The organism is Nocardiopsis sp. iso_237, assembly GCF_056173345.1.
On record NZ_CM149669.1, the window covers coordinates 215,669 to 234,078 of the forward strand.

Genomic DNA, 18,410 nt, shown 5'->3' on the forward strand with positions numbered 1-18,410 from the left:
GAGTGGGTTTCGCGTGGCGGTGCTCCGTGGGCTGCGGCGTCGTCACGGCGGTGGTGCACTAGTACACTTGGCTGGCCCTTGGCCTGGCTCGGAGAGGATGACCATGGACACAGGAGACGGGCTCGCGCCCTACCAGCGGATCGTCGCGGACATCAGCGCGTGCATCGATTCCGGGGAGCTGGCGCCGGGGAGCCGGGTGCCCTCCACGCGGGAGATCACCCAGCAGTGGGGCGTGGCCATGGCCACCGCCACCAAGGCGCTCTCGGCGCTGCGCCTCGCGGGCCGGGTGGAGGCGGTGCGCGGGGTCGGCACCGTCGTCCGGGGCCCCGCCGCACCCGCTTCCGGGGCCGAGCCGGGCCCCGAGCCCGAGCGGATCTCCGGGTCCGATCTGGGCCCCGGGTCCGAGCGGGTCTCCGGGTCCGCGCCCGGGACGCGGGAACACCCCCGCTCCGCCACCGCCGTGGAACGCCGCCCCCACACCGAGTCGGGTCTGACCCGCGAGGGCATCGTCCTGGCCGCGATCGCCGTAGCCGACGCCGAAGGGCTCGAAGGCCTGTCCATGCGCCGGGTCTCGGTCGAACTCGGGGTAAGCACCATGGCCCTGTACCGGCACGTGGCGAGCAAGGGCGAGCTGCTGACGGCGATGGTCGACCACCTCTACACGGTCGACGCGCTGCCCGAACCGGCGCCCGCCGACTGGCGGGAGGCCCTCCAGGTCGCCTTGGTGGGTGAGTGGGAGATCTACCGGAAGCATCCCTGGGCCGCCCGGCTGACGGTGATGTCGGGCGGGGTCGTCACCCCGGCGCTCCTGCGGAACGGTGAGTGGATGATGCGGGTGCTCGTCGCCCAGGGCCGTACCCCCGACGAGGCCCTGCAGATCCTCACCATCGTGTCCGCCTACAACTCCGGCATGGCGCTCCAGGCCACGCGGGTGGCTTTGGAGGAGCACGAACTCGACATGGACACCGAGCAGTGGTGGCGCTCCCGGGGGCCGGAGTTCCGGCAGCTCGCGGTCGAGGGCCGCTTCCCCACCATGTTCAGCGTCTCCGGGCCGCCCGACGTCGACGCGACCTTCGCGCCCGGCATGGCACGCCTCCTCGACGGACTCGCCCCCTGGATCGAGGGCACCGACACGGCCTGAGCCAGTCGGACCCCGCCGGGGCCGGTCCGGAACGCCCGACACACCCGTGACCTGCCCCCTTTCGGCCGTCCGCCCCCGCAGACTTGTGGGCGTACGTGTCGGCCGGGGGAGGCGTGTTGGAGCAGGACGCCACGCGGGACGGATACCACTGGGAGGTCCCCTGCCGGGGGCGTCGGCGCGGGCGGTGGTCGGACCCCCTCGGCCGGTGGATGACGGCCCACCAGGTGGACGACGTGGGCGGCCCCGGGTCCCGACCGCGCACCGAGCGCCAGCACCACTGGTGGCAGGTCATGTGCCTGACCGGTGTGGACTACTTCTCCACGCTGAGCTACCTGCCCAGCATCGCCATCCTCGCGGCCGGGGCCCTGTCTCCGGTCGCCACGCTGCTGATCGTGCTGCTGACCCTGTTCGGCATGCTGCCCATCTACCGCCGGGTGGCCGAGCGCAGCCCCCACGGGCAGGGCTCGGTGGCAATGCTGGCCCACCTGCTCCCGGAGTGGCGGGGCAAGTTCCTGGTGCTGTGCCTCCTCGGCTTCGTGGCGACCTCGTGGATCGTCACCATCACCCTGTCCACCGCCGACGCCACCGCCCACCTGGGGGCCAACCCCTACACGCCGCGGGCGCTGACCGACCACCCCGTGCTGGTCACCATCGTGCTCCTGGCACTGCTGGGAGCGGTGTTCCTCGCGGGGTTCAAGGAGGCGGTCCGGCTGGCGATCCCCCTGGTCCTGCTGTTCCTCCTGCTGAACCTGGTGGTCGTGGTGGCGGCCCTGGCCCACATCGCCGCGCACCCGGAGACCCTGGCGCAGTGGGAGGTGGCCGTGGTCGGGGACGGTTTCTGGCCGACCTCCGCCGTGGTGCTGTTCGCCTTCCCGCTGCTGGTCCTGGGCCTGTCCGGGTTCGAGACCGGCGTGAGCATGATGCCGCTGGTGCGTTCGGAGGGGGAGACGGCGGAGGAGCGGATGCGCTCGCGCATCACGGGCACCCGCAGGCTCCTGACCACCGCCGCCGTCATCATGAGCGTCTACCTGCTGGCGACGACCTTCGTCACCGGCGTGCTGGTCCCCCGCGAGGACGTGGAGGTCGGCGGCCCGGCCGCGGACCGGGTCATGGCCTACCTGGCGCACGACCTGCTGGGTCAGGGGTTCGGCACCGTCTACGACGTCTCCACGATCCTCATCCTGTGGTTCGCGGGGGCCTCCGCGATGGCCGGGCTGATCAACATCGTGCCGCGCTACCTGCCCCGGTTCGGGATGGCCCCGGCCTGGGGCACCGCGGTCCGTCCGGTGGTCCTGGTGTACACGGCCGTGACGATCCTGATCACGATCGCGTTCGGCGCGAGCGTTGACTCGCAGGCCGGGGCGTACGCCACGGGCATCCTGGCGATGCTGGTGACCTCCGCCGTGGCGGTGACGATCATCGTGCACCGCAGGCGGGCGTGGTTGGCCACGTTCGGGTTCTCGGTGCTGACCGCCGTGTTCGGGTTCGCGCTGGTGGACAACGTCGTGAGCCGTCCGGACGGGTTGGCCATCGCGCTGTTGTTCGTGCTGGCGATCATCGTCGTGTCGCTGGTCTCCCGGACCCTGCGCAGCACCGAACTGCGTGCCCACTCGGTGGACCTGGACCCGACCGCCCTCCGGTTCGTCCGGGAGGCCGCCCGCCACGGCAAGGTGCTGCTGTTCGCGAACCGGCCGCGTTCGGGGGAGGCGGACGAGTACGCGGCGACCGAGGCCGAACAGCACCGGCTCAACCCGGTGACGCTGCGGATCTCCCCGCTGTTCGTCGAGGTGCGCGTCCACCACCCCTCGGACTTCGAGGGGACGCTCAGCGTGCGGGGGACCTGGATCCACGGGCACCGCGTGCTCCGGGTGAGCAGCCCGGCGGTCCCCAACGCGCTGGCGGCGGTGCTGCTGTGCGTGCGCGACGCCACGGGGAGCATCCCGCACTGCTACTTCGCGTGGTCGGACTACTCACCGATGCGGGCGTTCTTCCACTTCCTGGTGTTGGGCGCCGGCGGTACCGCCGGGTTCACCCGGGAGATCCTGCGGGAGAACGAGCCGGACGCCGACCGCCGTCCCGTGGTGCACGTGAGCTGATCCGAGGGGTCCCGGAGCGGGTCGGTCCTCGTTCACGCGTGCTCCGGTGGCGGGCCGGGGGCGTGTCCTTGCGCGGGACGCGACCCGGCTGGCTCCGGCCTGATCGGTGCGGTGCTGGGTCCGGGGCAGGTGGAACCGCTCTGACCAGCGATGTTCGGTCCTCGGTGGTGCGTGGCGCGTCGCCGTGCGGCGGGGTTCGGGGAGGGTCGCGAAAAGGAAGGACTATTCGGTCATAAAGTGCGATCGGCTTATTTGTGTGCGCAGGGTATGAGGCGCTGAGTGGGTGGCCCGAAACGAATCTACGAAGTCGGTTAGTTCCCTTTTGTTGCGCGGTTCCCCGAGGCCTCTTAGTAGGGATCCACTGCTCTTGGTGATCGACTTTGAGCGCTTCGTGTTGAACCAGACCCACCTGAACAGGAAGAATGACTCTACGTAATATCCTATGGGCGTAGGGTGTTCATGATTCGCGGCAACATTTCCGGAATAGGCCTGCGCGGCCTCTTCGACTGCTAACGTTTCGGTCCGTTGGCAGTTCCGGTCGGAAAGAACTCCGTGATAACCGGGCCGCCACCCATGTCTTGAGCAAGCGGGCCACCCCGCCGTCCCGACGTCTTCGTGGACGGGTTCGCTGGCCGTGGGACCCGGGGCGACCGCGACGACGGCGCCGGGTCCGGGCTCACGGCGCCGCGCCGCTCGGCGCATCCCCTGGCAGCACTTCGTGAAAGGGTCCAAGCCGCACCATGCGAAACACGTTCCGTTACTCCTTCGCCACCGCACTGACCGCGGGGCTGGTCCTGGCGCCCTTCGGCGCCGCCTTCGCCGACACCACCACCGACGGCTCCGGCGGTGTGCTCAGCGGCAACCAGATCGTCGTCCCCGTCGACGTCGAGGCCAACCTGTGCGGCAACTCGCTCGCGGTGCTCGGCATCTCCAAGGCCACCTGCACCAAGGTCTCCGAGGTCCTCTACGAGAGCAGCGGTCAGGGCGCCGCCACGGACGGTTCGGGCGGTGTGGCCAGCGGCAACCAGCTCGTCGTCCCGGTGGACGCGGCCGTGGACGCGTGCGGTAACTCCGTGGCCGTGGCCGGGATCTCCGAGGCGGAGTGCGTGGAGGTGGTCGAGGTCCTGGAGAAGGAGTCCGAGGACGCTCCCACCACCCTGAACACCGACGGCTCCGGCGGTGTGGCCAGCGGCAACCAGATCACCGTCCCGGTGGACACCGCCATCGAGATCTGCGGCAACTCCATCGCCGTCCTGGGCGCCTCCAGCGCGCAGTGCACCACGATCATCAACATCATCCACGCCTCCCCGGACAACGAGGGCGCCTCCACCGGGACCGCCACGAGCGGCGCGGGCGGCGTGGCCAGCGGCAATCAGGTCTCCGTCCCGGTCAACGCGGCCGTCGACATCTGCGGCAACGCGGTGTCCGTGCTCGGCATCGCGGAGGCCTCCTGCGTGGAGACCATCTCCGAGAAGCCGAAGGAGCCGGAGGCCCCCGAGGAGTCGGAGAAGCCCGAGGAGCCCGAGACGCCGGAGGAGTCGGAGAAGCCGAAGGACCCGGAGAAGCACGAGGAGTCCGAGGCTCCGAAGGACCCGGAGCAGAAGCCCGAGGAGACCGACGAGAAGCCCGCCCCCAAGCAGGAGGCCGGTGAGGAGCTGGCGATGACCGGCAGCGCCCTGGGCGGTCTGGTCGCCGCCGCCGTGGCCGCGATCGGTGCCGGTGGCGCCGGTCTGTACTTCGCCCGCAGGCGCAGGGCCACCGCCGCCGCCGACGAGTAGTCGGATCCGCCCGGAGCACCGGGCCGGGGGCGTGGATCCAGCGCCCGACCTGCGGGGTCGTCGGGAGACCGGCGGCCCCGTCCGCGTGGGCGGGGCCGGTGCGGGGCGGCCGGGAACGTCTCATAACCTCGAAGACGTGCTCAAAGTCCTGTTCTCCTCACGCATGCTGGCCTTCCACGCGCTGGTCGTGATCCTGGTGCCCGCCTTCGTCTGGCTGGGGTTCTGGCAGCTGGACCGGGCCGAGACGCGCAGTGCCGCGGTCGACCTCCAACGGGACAACGTGGCCGCCGAGCCCGTGGCCGTGGACCGGCTCACCTCCGTGGGCGGCGACGTCGCCCCGGCGGACCGCTGGCGCACCGTCGAGGCCACCGGCACCTGGGACCAGGAGCACGAGCTCCTGCTCCGCAACCGGGACGGCTCCCAGGGGGTGGGCTTCCACGTCCTCACCCCGCTGGTCACCGGGGACGGCACGGCCGTCCTGGTGAACCGGGGGTGGATCGAGCGCGGCGAGAACGCCCAGGACACACCCGAGGCGCCCGCCGCCCCCGAGGGCGAGGTCCGGGTGACCGGGCGCCTCCAGTTCGGGGAGACCGAGGAGAACACCGGGCTGCGTGAACGCGACGGCATGCCCGAGGGCCAGATCATGTTCGTGGACGTGGACCGGCTGGCCGAGGAGCTGCCGTACCCGATCTACGGCGGGTACGTGGAGCTCACCGACCAGGATCCGGTGCCCGAGGTGGCCCCCGAGCGCATCGCCCTGCGCGAGGAGAACACCGGGATGAGCGCCTCCTACGCCTTCCAGTGGTGGGTGTTCAGCGTCGTCGCGGTGGTGGGCTGGGTCGTCCTGATCCGCCGTGAGCTGCGCGACGCCCGCGAGGCCGACACGAAGGGTTCGGGGAACGGGGACACTGGTGACGGAGACGCCCGGGACCCGGAGGGCCCCGAAGGTCCGGTGGCACCGGCGGAGAGCGCCCGGCCGACCCGGACCTGAGCCGCGTCAGCAGCCCGAGGAGCAACGTGGACGATCAGATGGACTACCCGGCTCCCGGCCGGGTGGAGCGGCGCGCGGTGCGGGGCGACGAGAGCGCGCGGGCCGGACGCCTGTGGTGGGACGGCGCCGCCGACGCCTACCAGGCCGAACACGGTGACTTCCTGCGTGACGTGGGGTTCGTCTGGTCGCCCGAGGGCGTGGACGAGGCCGACGTGCGGCTGCTCGGGGACCTGGACGGAAAGCGGGTCCTGGAGGTCGGCTGCGGCGCCGGGCAGTGCGGCCGGTGGCTGCGCGCGGAGGGTGTGCGCGAGGTCGTGGGGTTCGACCTGGCCTGGCGGCAGCTCCAGCACTCCCGGAGGATCGACGAGCAGACCGGGCACCGGTTGCCCGCCGTCCAGGCCGACGCGCAGCGCATGCCGTTCGCCGCGGACTCCTTCGACGTCGTCTTCTCCTCGTTCGGGGCGTTCCCGTTCGTGCCGGCCGCCGAGACCGCGCTGGCCGAGGCCGGTCGGGTGCTCAGGCCCGGCGGGCGGTTCGTGTTCTCGGTGACGCACCCGATCCGTTGGTGCTTCCCGGACGACCCCACCGAACGGGGGATGACCGTGCGGCAGAGCTACTTCGACCGCCGCGCCTACGTGGAGGAGGACGACGAGGGCCGGGCGGTCTACGTCGAGCACCACCACACCGTGGGCGACTGGTTGCGGGGGATCGTGGCGGCGGGGCTGGAGTTCCGGGACATGGTCGAGCCGGAGTGGCCCGAGGACAACGACCAGGTGTGGGGCGGGTGGGGGCCGGTACGCGGCCGGATGATCCCGGGGACGGCGATCTTCTCGGCGGTCAAGCCGGGTTAGCGGTCCCCGCGTCAGCCGAGCAGGTACGCGGGCGGGACGGAGTCGGTCAGCCACACGCCGTTCTCGCTCACGCCGAACCGGTGCCCGTCGGCGTGCATGCGGGCCGCGTCGACGGTGAGGACGACCGGGGAGCCCCGGCGTGCGCCGACCCGGCGGGCGATCTCGCGGTCCGCCGACAGGTGGACGTGGTGGCGGTTCATCGGCCGCAGACCCTCGCGGCGGATCGCGGGCAGGAAGCGGCTCACGGTGCCGTGGAAGAGCAGTTCCGGTGGGGTCTCCGCCGTCAGCGCGAGGTCCACGTCCACCGAGTGCCCCTGTTGGGCCCGGATCCGCAGGCCGTCGGGGCTGAGTGCGAAGCGCTTCTTGTCATTGGTCTCGACGATCTCCCGCAGACGCTCCGGGGTCAGGTGGTGCCCGGCACGGCGGCAGCCCGCGAGCAGGGCCTCGATCTCGACCCAGCCGTGCGGGTCGAGGCTGACCCCGGCCCGGCCGGGGTCGTGGCGCAGGACCAGGGAGAGGAACCTGGACGTGCGGGTGAGCTCTCTGTTGTCGTTTTTCACGGACCCGATGATCGCGCCGGATCGCAGCGGGGTCGAGGGGTTTTCCGCCTGCCAAAACCCCTTGGGGACGGCCCTGGGCGGGCGGTAGCTTCGTGGCTCTACGAGAGGAGCCGCGTGTCCCAGCGACTGCGTGAAGTGTGGAACCAGACCCGTGCCGCCTACGAGCGGGAGAGCTACGAGGCCGACGGCGTTCGGGTGGATCTTTCCGGGCCCCTGGGGACGATGCGCGCGGGCACGCGGCTCCACCTGCCCGAGGAGATCGCGGAGCTGCCCGTCCCGGCGGCTGGTCGCGAGACCCGCTTCGAGGTCACCGGGGAGAGCACCCTGGCGGCGGCGCGGAGGCTGGTCGCGGAGGAGCCGGGCCGGGTGGCGGCGCTGAACTTCGCCTCGGCCCGCAGACCAGGGGGCGGGGTAACCAACGGAGCGAAGGCCCAGGAGGAGAGCCTGGCCCGGTCCAGCGCGCTCTACGACTCGCTGATCCGCTGTCCCGAGTACTACGACCACCACGTGGCGGAGCGGAGTCTGCTGTACAGCGACCGGGTGATCTGGTCACCGGGCGTTCCGGTGTTCCGTGACGACCGCGCGGGGTGGCTGCCCGAGCCGGTGCCGGTGGACTTCCTCACCGCGGCCGCGCCCAACCGGCGCATGGTCCAGCGCAACCAGCCCGAACTCCTGCCCCTGGTGCCGCCCGCGTTGGACGCACGGGCCCGCGCGGTGCTGGCCGTGGCCGCCCACCACGGCACCACCCGGCTCGTGCTGGGTGCGTGGGGCTGCGGGGTGTTCGGCAACCGTCCCGAGGCGGTGGCCGCCGCGTTCGCCAAGCACCTGAAGGGGGACTTGGCGGGGGTGTTCGCTCGGGTGGTCTTCGCGGTGTTGGACCGGGATCCCGGGGTACGCAGACCCTTCGAGGAGGCCTTCGATGAACGCATGGAGCGGTGAGTTCGAGAGCCGGGGGCCCGGTGGGGTCACGGTTCGGAACGCGGTGCCCGGGGACCACGGGCGGATCATCGCCGTCTGCGACGACTGGTGGGGGAGGCCGGTGGCGCACATCCTGCCGAGGCTGTTCCTCGACCACTTCGGTGGGACCTCCCTGGTTGTCGAGGACGACGAGGGGATCGCGGGGTTCCTGGTGGGCTTCCCCAGCCCCGACCGGGCGGAGCAGGCCTACGTGCACTTCACCGGGGTGGCTCCGAGGCATCGGCGCTCCGGTGTGGGGCGGGAGATGTACCGCCTGTTCACCGACGCCGCGCGGGCCGACGGTCGTTCCCTGGTGCGCGCGGTCACCTCGCCGTCCAACGAGCGCTCGATCGCGTTCCACCGGTCGCTCGGGTTCGCGGTGACCGGCCCGTTCGAGGACTACGACGGTCCGGGCGACGACCGGGTGTGCTTCGCGCTCCAGCTCTAGACCGTTGCTGGGGTGTTCGGTGTCCTGGTCAGTGGTCGTAGGCGACCAACGACCGCTTGAGGGGGCACCGATCAACCAGGTGTGCCAGTTCGCGGTGTTGGGCGCGCAGATCCTCTGACAGGTGTTCGGGGAGACCGGGCACGGGGCCGCGGCCCGCACCTTCGAGAGGAAGACGGCGCATTGGTCCTGCCTGCACGTTCCTGCCGATCACCGATCAGACTGAGGCGCGGCTCGACTTGCTGGCCTACCCGGTGCCCCCGCCCCGAGTAGGTCCTCGACCTTCAGCCCACACCCCGCTGACCAGCGAAGGCGTTACCGCGCAGAGAAACGTCCGCCGAGCGGAGAAACTCTGTTCTCCCAGATCAGGGCCAGGATTTCGCACTCCAGGCAGAGGAATTACGCGGAACGCGGGCCTTTCGGGGCTGGTGAGTGGAAGCGGGAATGTCGGGTACCGATCGCTTCTACAAGAGGCTGAGGCCTTCCTGTAGATTCGACTCGTGCACCAGGAACCGCGACCCGGAGCGGAACGAGCTGCCGTCGGCAAGTGCGAGCACATATGAGAATGCCCGTGGTCGCGGTCCGGTACGTATCTGACCCTCATCGGTGTCAGTCGCCACGGCTCCCTTGCGGGGTCCGTCCGCGGCGACGGAGCAATGTCGAACCCCGTCCAGTACCGCTGGAATGGCGAGATCTACTCGAAGGAGTAGGAAGACCGATCATGGCACGTATCAGCAGAGATAACTTCCACGGCGGTTACCGGATTACCGGGCTGGAGGACGACATTGCCAAGGCAAGAGCGAACGACCAGTACAACCAGGATATGAGCCACATCGCTGGACGGATGATCGACGCCCCAGGCGACGCCTTCGTCGGCGCCGTACGAACGACCGGAGGCATTGCCGCCGGTGGTGTCGGTTTCGGGGTCAGAATGGTGCGGGATCGGCGCTTTCGCTACATCATGCAGGCGGTGCTCCACTTCCCCATGGCGTTTCTCCTGGCGTTCTTCTTCGCCTCCACCAGGCTGCCCGGGAACGTCGACCACTCGACCCTGGCGTTCGGGCAGGGCGCCCTTATCGGGTTGGTCGTGGCCGTGGTGTGGACCGCTGTGTACGTCGTCTTGCGCACGCGTCCGAAGCTGCGCCGACTGAACCAGTACTGAGGTCCGTGTGGCCGCGGTGATCGTGCCAGGACGAGGGCCGGAGTAGGGCCTCGGGGGGCCTACCTCTCTGTTCGCCGGGGCGTGTACTCGCCACAGAGCTCAAGGGCGATCTGCGTGATGATCCCGTCGCGTCCGGTGGGCAGGGCGGACGCGACGGGGCCCACCCTGCACCGGTGAGTTCCTGGCGTCCGGGTACGTTCACCCACCCTGCCAGGGCAGATGCCGCTCCGCTCCCGCTTCCACGAGACAGGACCCAGGTCCGGCGTCGTGGTGCTCTGGCCGGTGTTGCTCTCCGGGTGCCGGGCCTTGACGATCTCCGGCGGCTTGGTGAAGGTGGCGATGTGCGCATGGGAGTCGTCGCGGACCTGGCAGCCGTCTCCCCGCACGTCATCCAGTTGGCGGAGAAGGGGCGGGAGTGCGACTCAAGCTCGATTTGCACGACATCTTCAACAAGGGCACGAGTATCGACAAGGCCCTGAACGACATCATGGACGAGGCCGAACGGAAGCGGGCCAAGACCATCGAGATCATCCCGGGCAAGGGCTCGGGACAGTTGAAGAAGCGGGTCCTGCGCTTCCTCGACCGCAAGGACGTCAAGGCCCGCTACCACCGCGTCGAGAAGGACTCGAAGAACTTCGGAAGAGTCATAGTACGAATGCGCTTCTGACGCGACGTTGTCCACAGGGTCGCGTTCGGGGGTGCTGACCTGCCCGAATGAGGCGATAATGCCTATCATGCGTGTCCTGATCTACGCCCGTCTATCCAGTTCTGCGGACAACTCCACCTCCATCGAGCGTCAGCTCAAGGTGTGTCGTGAGCTGGCCGAGCAGCGTGGATGGTCCATCGCCGGAGAGTACGTGGACGACGGTGTCTCCGGGGCCGTGGCCCCGGAGGACCGACCCGCCATGTCCAAGCTGCTTCAACAGTTCCCCGACATCGATGCCATGGTGGCGTGGAAGCTCGACAGGGTCTCACGGTCCCTGTTGGACTTCTCCCGTCTCCTGGAAGTGGCCGAACGTGACGGTGTCGACATCGTGTCGTGCACGGAACAGCTCGACACCACGACCGCCATGGGGCGGGCGTTCGCCCAACTCGTGGCGCTGTTCGCGGAGATGGAACGGAGCATGATCCGGGAGCGGATCATGCAGGCCCGCCAGCACCTCAAGAAGACCCACCGCCACACGGAGGGGCGCGCGCCGTACGGTCTGCGCATCGTCCCCGCACCTGATGGCAGGGGGAAGGTTCTGGAGCGTGATCCGGAGGCGGTCGAAGTCCTCCGTGAGATCATCTCGCGTCTCATCTCGGGGGAACCGCGCAACAAGATCTCCCGCGACCTGAACGAGCGGGGTGTGACGACGCCCCGGGTGCGCACGTCGCTCAAGCCCAACCCCAAGCCGTCCTACTGGTCGGGGCAGGGCATCCAGGCGATCATCAAGCACCCCTCACTGCTCGGATATCGATTGGATGAGCGAGATCATGTCGTCCGCAACGTGGACGGCACTGAGACCGTCTTCTGGGAGCCCGTCACGGACCGGGAGACGCTGACGGCGGCTCGGCTGGCCATCGAGGCACGGAGCTTCGACAGGGTCGCTCCGGCTCGCCGCCACTGGCTGTTCGGGATCGCCGTGTGCGGCAAGTGCGGACGGCCACTGACCCAGTCCACACGCAAGCCCTATCCCAAGTCCCCGAACGCCGAACCAGTCATGCGGTGCTACGGCAGGAACGGTGATCGGTGCGGGGGTGTGATGATCACGATCCGTAAGATCACGTCCTTCATCTCCGACGAGTTCCTGACGACCGTGGGGCACATGGACGCCTACGAGACCGTTTTCGTGCCGGGCAACGACACCGAAGCGGAACTCGAAGCCCTGAACCGCTCGATCGCCAATCTCCGTGATGACCGTGACGCCGGACTCTTCGATGACGATCCGGAGGACTACCGCCAGCGCATGACGGCTTTGACGAGTCGCCGCCGAGCCCTCCGCAACCAGCCGTCGATGCCGCCACGCTGGGAGCAGCGGCCCTTGGGGCTCACGGTCGCGGAGCTGTGGGAGAAGTCCGACGACGAAGAACGTGGGCAGCTCATCAAGGGCATGAACCTTCGTTGTGTGGTTCACAGTGCGCAGCGTCGCCGCAACATCACCACGGCGGAGCGTGCCGAACTTGTTCCCGTGGAGGTGTGGGAACGCATCGTCAACGCGGTGCCGGAGGACACTGAGTAGCTCCTGAACATGGGGGCGGTACCGGGCATGTTGCCGGTGGTGCCCCTTCGTGCTGCCAGACCCGCTTGAGGCGATTGCCAAAGATCACGAATAAGAAACGCAGCTTGGGGCTGTCACGAGCTGCCCCTAGAACTCCTTCCTCCTTGTAGCGCCCACCTAAATCAAACGCGAGTGGCGCGATCAGAAGTAAGGAGAGGAGATCGGCTGTATGAGAGTCAACGCTCTACACGAACACCTCACAGGGACCGGGTGGGTCTTGCCGACGGTCGTGGCCGGTGTGGCCATTGTCGGCTTCGTAGCTTGGGCCTGTGTCGCACAGCGACGATCCGTACTCGCCCGCAGTCCGCGACACTCAGAACAGGGACCTCGGCACGTTGGCCTTCCCCTCCTCGGAGTGGACCGCGCTGCTTCGTGCCTCCAAGTAGCTAGGCGACGAAGGCCCCGGCCGAAGTGGCCGGGGCATCTCAATGCTGGATTCAACCCTGGTCGAGGCGTGGCATGCGACGGACTCTCCGCCCCCTCGTGGCGGAAAGCCCGTCTGCCTGGAACTGGCCGGAGAGAGCGGTGGTCAGGCCGGGACAGCCTGGAATTCAACGACGCTAGTACTCATGGACATCTCGCGGACGTGGTGGACGGGATCGAGTTGCGACAGCGAGAAGCCGAGCGCCAGACCCGACTCCTTGGCCTTGAGCCACTTCTTACCGTCCTTGACCACCACCAAGACGTTGTCGCCCTTCCCCAGCAGGAACCCGTTCTTGGTCGGGTGGATGGTCCAGGCAGTGGAGGGGTCCCACTTGTTGAGGCTGACTCCCTGACTCGACAGCTGCCAGTACTTGTAGTCGTCCCAGTGGCCGGTTTCGTGCTCGATCACGTAGCGGCCACCTTCGTACTCGTGGAAGGTGACCGTGTGCCAGAGGCCGTCCTGCGCGTTGGACAGCCGGACCCAGTCCCAGTTGGTTTCGACTTCGATTCCGACCCCGCGGTTGTCGAAGACGAGGTGGTAGGGCTTGCCAGCGACGATGCCATGAGCAGCCATGGAGGCCTTTCCAGAGAAGTTCCCTAAGTCACCGGAATCCTACTTTCAGTGACCAGTCTTCGGGGGTGGTTTTCCGTGAACACAAGGCGACGCCAGCCACTTCCCCGCACACCGTCCCCGCCCCGGCCGACTGATCGGGGGAAGTTGCGGGGCCGGGGCGGGTCACTGCCAGGGCCGCGTTGACCCGGCGGGCGGCCTCCCACGGCGGATCGCCCGAGGCCAGAGCGAAGATGAACACCTCGACGTGCGCGTCGCCCGCACCAGAGGTGCAGCACTCCAGAGCCCTGTGGATCAACCCTCCGAGTCGCGGACGTCCTTCCCCTGCTCCGCGAACGCCTTGAAGTCCTCCATGTGCTGGAGCGACTGCTTGCGGAAGGCTCCGGGCATCACGAACCCCACCAGGCGCATCATCAGTCCATCGAACCGGTACTCGTTCTCGCTCTCCCAGAGCGTCGTCTCCGGACCGGCTTCGGTCAGCCGGTCCCGCACCGCGTTCCACATCCCCTCAGCAACGATCTCGCGGTCGAAGTGAACAACCACGTCCTCCGGGATCCCGTGCAGTTCCTCCGGCTCCCGGCGCGTGACGGTCTCGGTGGCCTCCATCTCCTGCTGCCCCGTCCGAAACACGACCCGCGACCGGGTACCGACCTCCCCGTGCTCCCCACTCACCGGCTCATGCGACACCAGACCCCGCAGCCACTTCGCCATGTGCGCCGGGTCAGCGAGCAGCTGTGCCACCCTCTCCCGCGGGAGGGCGATCTCGATCGAGACGGTGTACTTCATGGCGGAGTGCTCCGGTTCCCCGAGTGACGTGGCGTGCGGGTGCAGCCTCACCTCATGCTATTCACCCGCGCCCTCACGTCCCGTGATCGTTCCCCTCGTTCCGCCTGGTCACGGCTCCTGTCGCCAGCGAGTGCAAGGCTTGGACGCGCGGCGAGCCGACGGTCTCCCCGTCGGCTCGTTGTCAAGACTTTGCCCCGCTCATCCCCGGCATGGCAGTGCCCGGGAGCAGACTCGAATATGGAGCCACGGACGGGAGGCACCATGATCACCACCGACTACGTGATCGGCTCGCCCTGCTGGATCGAGCTGACCACCGCCGACGTGGACCGGGCGATCGACTTCTACAGCCGGGTGTTCGGCTGGACAGCGGAGTCCGCAGGTCCGGACACCGGCGGCTACATGCTGCTCAGGTACGAGGGGTCCCTGATCGGCGGACTCGGGCCGAAGATGTCCGAGGACCAGCCCGTCAGCTGGTCCCTCTACTTCAACACCCCCGATCTGGACGCGACGTTCAACCGCGCCCGCGAACTGGGCGCCACACCCTACGTCGAACCCATGGACGTCATGGGCCTGGGAAGAATGGCCTACGTGACCGACCCCCAGGGCGGCTCGGTCTCACTCTGGGAGGCCGGAACCCTCCCGGGCATGGAACGGACCGACGACCCCAACACCCTCGTGTGGGCCGAACTGTGGACCCCCTCGGCGCAGGGCGCCAGGGACTTCTACAGCGGCCTCTTCGGGTGGGAGTTCGAGGCCTTCGAGCTCCCGGGCGACGGAGACGGAAGCGTCTACTCCGTGGCCCGCCCCGCCGGTCTGGGCGACGACCGGGCCTTCGGCGGGGTCATGGAGGTCGCCGAAGCCGACCTGCCCGCCACCCGGGGCGCGGCCGACTGGCACCCGGTCTTCCACGTCACCGACTGCGACGCCACCGTGGCGGAGATGACCTCCGCCGGAGCCCACGTCTACATGGGTCCGGACGACGTCCCGGGCGTGGGACGCCTGGCAGTGGGCGCCGACCCGTTCGGCGCCGGGTTCGTGCTGCTCACCCCGAACCCCGGGTAGGTCCGCCCCCGCTCCGTGGCACCCACGGAGCGGGGCCTTCGGCCGCCCTCTACTGGCGTGAGACGGCGGAGGCGCCGCCGCGCAGCACGAACTTCTGGATCTTCCCGGTGGCCGTCTTGGGCAGCTGCTCCACGAACTCCACCTGGGTGGGCGCCTTGAAGTGCGCGAGGTGCTCACGCGCGAAGGCGATGACCTCCTCCTCCGTGGCGGACGCACCCTCGCACAGCACCACGGAGGCGCGCGGCGTCTCGCCCCAGCGCTCGTGCGGCACACCCACGATCGCGACCTCCAGCACGGCCGGATGCCGGAGCAGCACGCCCTCCACCTCAACGGAGGAGATGTTCTCGCCCCCGGAGATGATCACGTCCTTGATCCGGTCCTGGATCTCCACGTAGCCGTCCGGGTGCGTGACCGCCGCGTCCCCGGTCCGGAACCAGCCGTCGCCCATCGCGAGTTCGGTGGCCTCGGGATCGTTGTAGTAGCCCTTCATCACCACGTTGCCGCGCACCGTGATCTGGCCGACGGTCGTCCCGTCCCAGGGCACCTCGGCACCCGTCTCGTCCACCACGCGCAGCTCACCGGAGGTGATGAGCTCCACCCCCTGGCGGGCCTTGAGCGCGCCGCGTTCACGCACGGACAGGTCCCGGTGCTCCGGCCGGGGCTCGCAGACCGTGATGAAGGGCGTCGTCTCCGTCAGCCCGTACACGTGCGTGACCGTCCAGCCGAAGTCCTCCTCCAGCCGCTCGATGGTCTCGGCGGCGGGCGAGGCCCCGGCGGTGACCACGTGCACCCCCGGCGGGACGGAACCGCGCACGGCCTCGGGCGTGTTGGAGAGCATGATCAGCACCGTCGGCGCCGCGCACAGCCAGGTGACCTCCTCCGTGCGGATGAGCTCGAACACCCGCTTCGGGTCCATGGCGGGCAGGCACACGTGGGTCCCCCCGGCCGCCGTGACCGTCCACGTGTAGGTCCAGCCGTTGGCGTGGAACATCGGCAGCGTCCACAGGTACCTCTCCCCGAGCCCGATCCGCAGGTGCAGCAGGGTGCCCACCGAGTTCATGTACGCGTTGCGGTGGGTGATCATCACCCCCTTGGGGCGCGCGGTCGTGCCGGAGGTGTAGTTGATCGTGAGCAGGTCCGTCTCCGCGATCTCCGGGCGCTCGAAGTCGGGGGAGGCCGCCGCCACCAGGGACTCGTAGTCCTCCCACCCGTCGCGGGCGCCCTCCAGGGCGACGAACCGCTCCACACCGGGCATCCGGTCGCGCACCCCGTCCACGGCGTCGAGCTGGTCGGAGTGCACGCACAGCACCCTGGCGCCGGAGTGGTTGACGATGTACACGAAGTCCTCGGCGGTCAGCCGGAAGTTCACCGGGACCAGGACCGCGCCCAGCTGCGGGACCGCGTAGAAGGACTCCAGCTGGGCGTGGGTGTTGGGGGCGATGTAGGCGACCCGGTCGCCCTTCTCCACCCCCATGCCCTGGAGCGCGGTCGACCAGCGGTCGCAGCGGTCGAAGAACTCCTCGTAGGTGAGCCGGAGCTCCCGGTCGACCAGCGCCTCCCGGTCGGGGTGGAGTCTGCGGGTCCGGCGGGCGAACTCCAGGGGGGTCAGGGTGAGTTCCATCGTGCCCTCTCTGTGTGGTGCTGCCTGGTGTCGGGGACCTGGTCGGGACCGGTGCGGAGGCCGAACAGCGCGGCCGCGTTGTCGTGCAGCACCCCGCGCAGCCAGTCGTCGCCCAGGTCCAGCCCGACCAGACTCCGGATCTGGTCGAGGTAGCGGTACGGGATGTTCGGGAAGTCCGAGCCCAGGAGGACGCGGTGCCCGAACTCCCGGAGGCGGGGCAGCTCGGCACGGGGGAAGGGCGACCGCCGCTCCGTGAACGGGGTGAACGTCATGGTGGTGTCCAGGTGGACGCGTTCGTGCTTCTCGACGAGGTCGAGGAAGGCCGTGTACTCGGGTGCTCCCGCGTGGGCGACCACGGCGGTCAGGCGCGGGTGCTGGCGCAGCACCTCGGAGAACGGCCCGGGGCCGGTGAAGTTCCCGGGGGTGGGCCCGGAGCCGCAGTGGACGACCACGGGGGTCCCGGAGTCGGAGAGGGCGCCCCAGACGTCGGAGAGCAGGGGGTCGCGCGGGTCGTAGCCGCCGACCTGGAGGTGGGCCTTGAAGACGCGGGCACCGGAGCGGATCGCCTCGGGCACGTAGTCGGCCGCCTCGGGCTCCGCGAAGAAGGTGGCGCTGCGCAGGGAGTCGGGGTGGCGCTCCGCGAAGTCGGCCGACCAGTCGTTGAGCCAGGTGGCCATGGCCGGTCGGTGGGGGTAGGAGAGCGCGGTGAAGCCCAGGACACCGAACCCGCGCAGGAGCGCCACCCGTTCCCGCTCGTCCGTCCGGTAGCGGGGGTTGATCGGCCAGACCCCCGCACCGAGGGCGTCGAAGTAGGCCCAGACCTTGCGCAGCACGTTGTCCGGCATGAAGTGCGTGTGCACGTCCACGAGGCCGGGGAGCCCGAGCCCGCCCAGGATCCGGCGGAGCTCGGCCTCCTCGTCGCCCTCGGGGAGCGGTGAGATTCCAGTCACATCCGTCAGCCTACGACCGATCCGAACCGCGCTCGGGCCCGGGGCCGGAGTCAGGCTCCGCTGATCGAGGCCGAGCCGACGAGCATGACGATCGGGAGCCGCTGTTCGTCCCACTCGCGGGCGGGGCACGAGGAGCTGACCACCAGCTCGGCGTCGTCGACCCACAGCACGCCCATGCGGGCCGTGCGGTTCTCGTCGGGCGTGTCGAAGGTGACCTGCCGGGTCTCGAACTCGTGGGTCTCCCCCGAGTCCGCGACGATCCGGTAGGGGTCTGCGGGGACGTCGACCGGCACGCTCCCGGCCTGCTCGGCCACGTTCTCCAGCAGGGCATCGAGCGTCCCGGCTGGCTCGAAGCCGTCCCGTTCGGCCTGGTCGGTGCCGGTGGTCTGGCTGAACACGATGTCGCAGCCGGTGCCGTCCTGCGTGGCCCGGTGCAGGTTCCTGTCGGCGTCGAACTCGATCGTCCACCCGGTGGCGAACGTAGGGGCCACCCAGTCCGGGGCGGCCTCGGAGGAGGCGGATCCCTCGTCGTCGGTGTCGGCGGCGTCGTCGGGTGACGCGGAGGGGACGTCGGTGGCTGGAGAGGCGGACGCGGACGCCGAGGAACCGGGGTCGCGGGGCTCGTCGGGGGAGTCGGGCAGCAGGCCGCAGCCGGTCAGGAACAGCCCCGCGCCGAGCGTCGCGAGGAGGGGCAGCGGCGGGGGGAGGGGGAGCTTGTTCGTCATACCCGTTGGGACCGCGCCCGGCAGAGGGCG

18 protein-coding genes and 1 pseudogene are annotated in these 18,410 nt (G+C 69.5%); 12 read left to right on the top strand and 7 right to left on the bottom strand.

Annotated features, from left to right (window positions below; genetic code table 11):
* Positions 1 to 97: 97 nt before the first annotated feature.
* From AC0VYM_RS01085 to AC0VYM_RS01105, 5 genes are all read left to right on the top strand, one after another.
* On the top strand, positions 98 to 1,141 hold the full coding sequence (locus tag AC0VYM_RS01085) for a GntR family transcriptional regulator (protein WP_475457918.1): 1,044 nt from the start codon (positions 98 to 100) through the stop codon (positions 1,139 to 1,141).
* 113 nt (positions 1,142 to 1,254) lie between these two features.
* Positions 1,255 to 3,237 carry an APC family permease gene (locus AC0VYM_RS01090; protein ID WP_475457920.1) on the top strand — a complete coding sequence of 661 codons (1,983 nt, stop codon included), beginning with the start codon at positions 1,255 to 1,257 and terminating at the stop codon, positions 3,235 to 3,237.
* Between the two features lie 740 nt (positions 3,238 to 3,977).
* A complete protein-coding gene (locus tag AC0VYM_RS01095; RefSeq protein ID WP_475457922.1) occupies positions 3,978 to 5,015 on the top strand; it encodes a chaplin family protein in 1,038 nt (345 codons plus the stop codon).
* A 136-nt stretch (positions 5,016 to 5,151) separates the two neighbouring features.
* Positions 5,152 to 6,006 (top strand): SURF1 family cytochrome oxidase biogenesis protein, encoded by an 855-nt coding sequence (locus tag AC0VYM_RS01100; protein ID WP_475457924.1) that lies wholly within the window; start codon positions 5,152 to 5,154, stop codon positions 6,004 to 6,006.
* A gap of 26 nt (positions 6,007 to 6,032) precedes the next feature.
* On the top strand, positions 6,033 to 6,857 hold the full coding sequence (locus AC0VYM_RS01105) for a class I SAM-dependent methyltransferase (protein ID WP_475457927.1): 825 nt from the start codon (positions 6,033 to 6,035) through the stop codon (positions 6,855 to 6,857).
* Between the two features lie 11 nt (positions 6,858 to 6,868).
* On the opposite strand, the gene AC0VYM_RS01110 is transcribed toward AC0VYM_RS01105, so the two are convergent.
* Positions 6,869 to 7,417, bottom strand: coding sequence for an RNA 2'-phosphotransferase (locus AC0VYM_RS01110; protein WP_475457929.1), 549 nt, complete (start codon positions 7,415 to 7,417; stop codon positions 6,869 to 6,871).
* 114 nt (positions 7,418 to 7,531) lie between these two features.
* Between AC0VYM_RS01110 and AC0VYM_RS01115 the strand changes: the two genes are divergently transcribed.
* Positions 7,532 to 8,356 (top strand): TIGR02452 family protein, encoded by an 825-nt coding sequence (locus tag AC0VYM_RS01115; RefSeq protein ID WP_475457931.1) that lies wholly within the window; start codon positions 7,532 to 7,534, stop codon positions 8,354 to 8,356.
* Complete coding sequence (locus tag AC0VYM_RS01120; protein WP_475457933.1) at positions 8,337 to 8,822, top strand: N-acetyltransferase family protein; 486 nt, start codon at positions 8,337 to 8,339, stop codon at positions 8,820 to 8,822. The genes AC0VYM_RS01115 and AC0VYM_RS01120 overlap by 20 nt, the downstream gene beginning before the upstream one ends.
* 28 nt (positions 8,823 to 8,850) lie before the next feature.
* Here AC0VYM_RS01120 and AC0VYM_RS01125 read toward each other — a convergent pair.
* A pseudogene (locus AC0VYM_RS01125) lies at positions 8,851 to 8,945 on the bottom strand (IS982 family transposase); the annotation flags it as partial.
* Positions 8,946 to 9,540: 595 nt separating this feature from the next.
* Between AC0VYM_RS01125 and AC0VYM_RS01130 the strand changes: the two are divergent.
* The 4 genes from AC0VYM_RS01130 to AC0VYM_RS01145 all read left to right on the top strand — a co-directional run bounded on the left by AC0VYM_RS01130 (position 9,541) and on the right by AC0VYM_RS01145 (position 12,628).
* Positions 9,541 to 9,981: a hypothetical protein gene (locus tag AC0VYM_RS01130; RefSeq protein WP_475457936.1), complete on the top strand. Its 441-nt coding sequence runs from the start codon at positions 9,541 to 9,543 to the stop codon at positions 9,979 to 9,981.
* 415 nt (positions 9,982 to 10,396) lie between these two features.
* Positions 10,397 to 10,648 (top strand): Smr/MutS family protein, encoded by a 252-nt coding sequence (locus tag AC0VYM_RS01135; RefSeq protein WP_475457938.1) that lies wholly within the window; start codon positions 10,397 to 10,399, stop codon positions 10,646 to 10,648.
* A 67-nt stretch (positions 10,649 to 10,715) separates the two neighbouring features.
* The gene (locus tag AC0VYM_RS01140) at positions 10,716 to 12,203 is read left to right on the top strand and encodes a recombinase family protein (RefSeq protein ID WP_475457940.1); all 1,488 of its coding nucleotides are present in this window, start codon (positions 10,716 to 10,718) and stop codon (positions 12,201 to 12,203) included.
* Positions 12,204 to 12,511: 308 nt separating this feature from the next.
* A complete protein-coding gene (locus AC0VYM_RS01145) occupies positions 12,512 to 12,628 on the top strand; it encodes a DUF397 domain-containing protein (protein WP_475457943.1) in 117 nt (38 codons plus the stop codon).
* Between the two features lie 143 nt (positions 12,629 to 12,771).
* Here AC0VYM_RS01145 and AC0VYM_RS01150 read toward each other — a convergent pair whose 3' ends face one another.
* A complete protein-coding gene (locus AC0VYM_RS01150; RefSeq protein WP_475457945.1) occupies positions 12,772 to 13,239 on the bottom strand; it encodes a hypothetical protein in 468 nt (155 codons plus the stop codon).
* Between the two features lie 291 nt (positions 13,240 to 13,530).
* Complete coding sequence (locus tag AC0VYM_RS01155; RefSeq protein ID WP_475457947.1) at positions 13,531 to 14,022, bottom strand: SRPBCC family protein; 492 nt, start codon at positions 14,020 to 14,022, stop codon at positions 13,531 to 13,533.
* A gap of 261 nt (positions 14,023 to 14,283) precedes the next feature.
* On the opposite strand from AC0VYM_RS01155, the gene AC0VYM_RS01160 reads away from it, so the two are divergent.
* Positions 14,284 to 15,084 (top strand): VOC family protein, encoded by an 801-nt coding sequence (locus tag AC0VYM_RS01160; protein WP_475457950.1) that lies wholly within the window; start codon positions 14,284 to 14,286, stop codon positions 15,082 to 15,084.
* A gap of 49 nt (positions 15,085 to 15,133) precedes the next feature.
* Here AC0VYM_RS01160 and AC0VYM_RS01165 read toward each other — a convergent pair whose 3' ends face one another.
* The 3 genes from AC0VYM_RS01165 to AC0VYM_RS01175 are packed head-to-tail and all read right to left on the bottom strand — an operon-like array spanning position 15,134 to position 18,380.
* Positions 15,134 to 16,705: a long-chain-fatty-acid--CoA ligase gene (locus AC0VYM_RS01165; RefSeq protein ID WP_475457952.1), complete on the bottom strand. Its 1,572-nt coding sequence runs from the start codon at positions 16,703 to 16,705 to the stop codon at positions 15,134 to 15,136.
* Positions 16,690 to 17,655, bottom strand: a complete 966-nt coding sequence (locus tag AC0VYM_RS01170) for an amidohydrolase family protein (RefSeq protein ID WP_475457954.1) — start codon at positions 17,653 to 17,655, stop codon at positions 16,690 to 16,692. Before AC0VYM_RS01170 ends, AC0VYM_RS01165 begins: the two co-directional genes overlap by 16 nt.
* Before the next feature lie 50 nt (positions 17,656 to 17,705).
* Positions 17,706 to 18,380: a hypothetical protein gene (locus AC0VYM_RS01175; RefSeq protein ID WP_475457956.1), complete on the bottom strand. Its 675-nt coding sequence runs from the start codon at positions 18,378 to 18,380 to the stop codon at positions 17,706 to 17,708.
* Positions 18,381 to 18,410 lie beyond the last annotated feature (30 nt).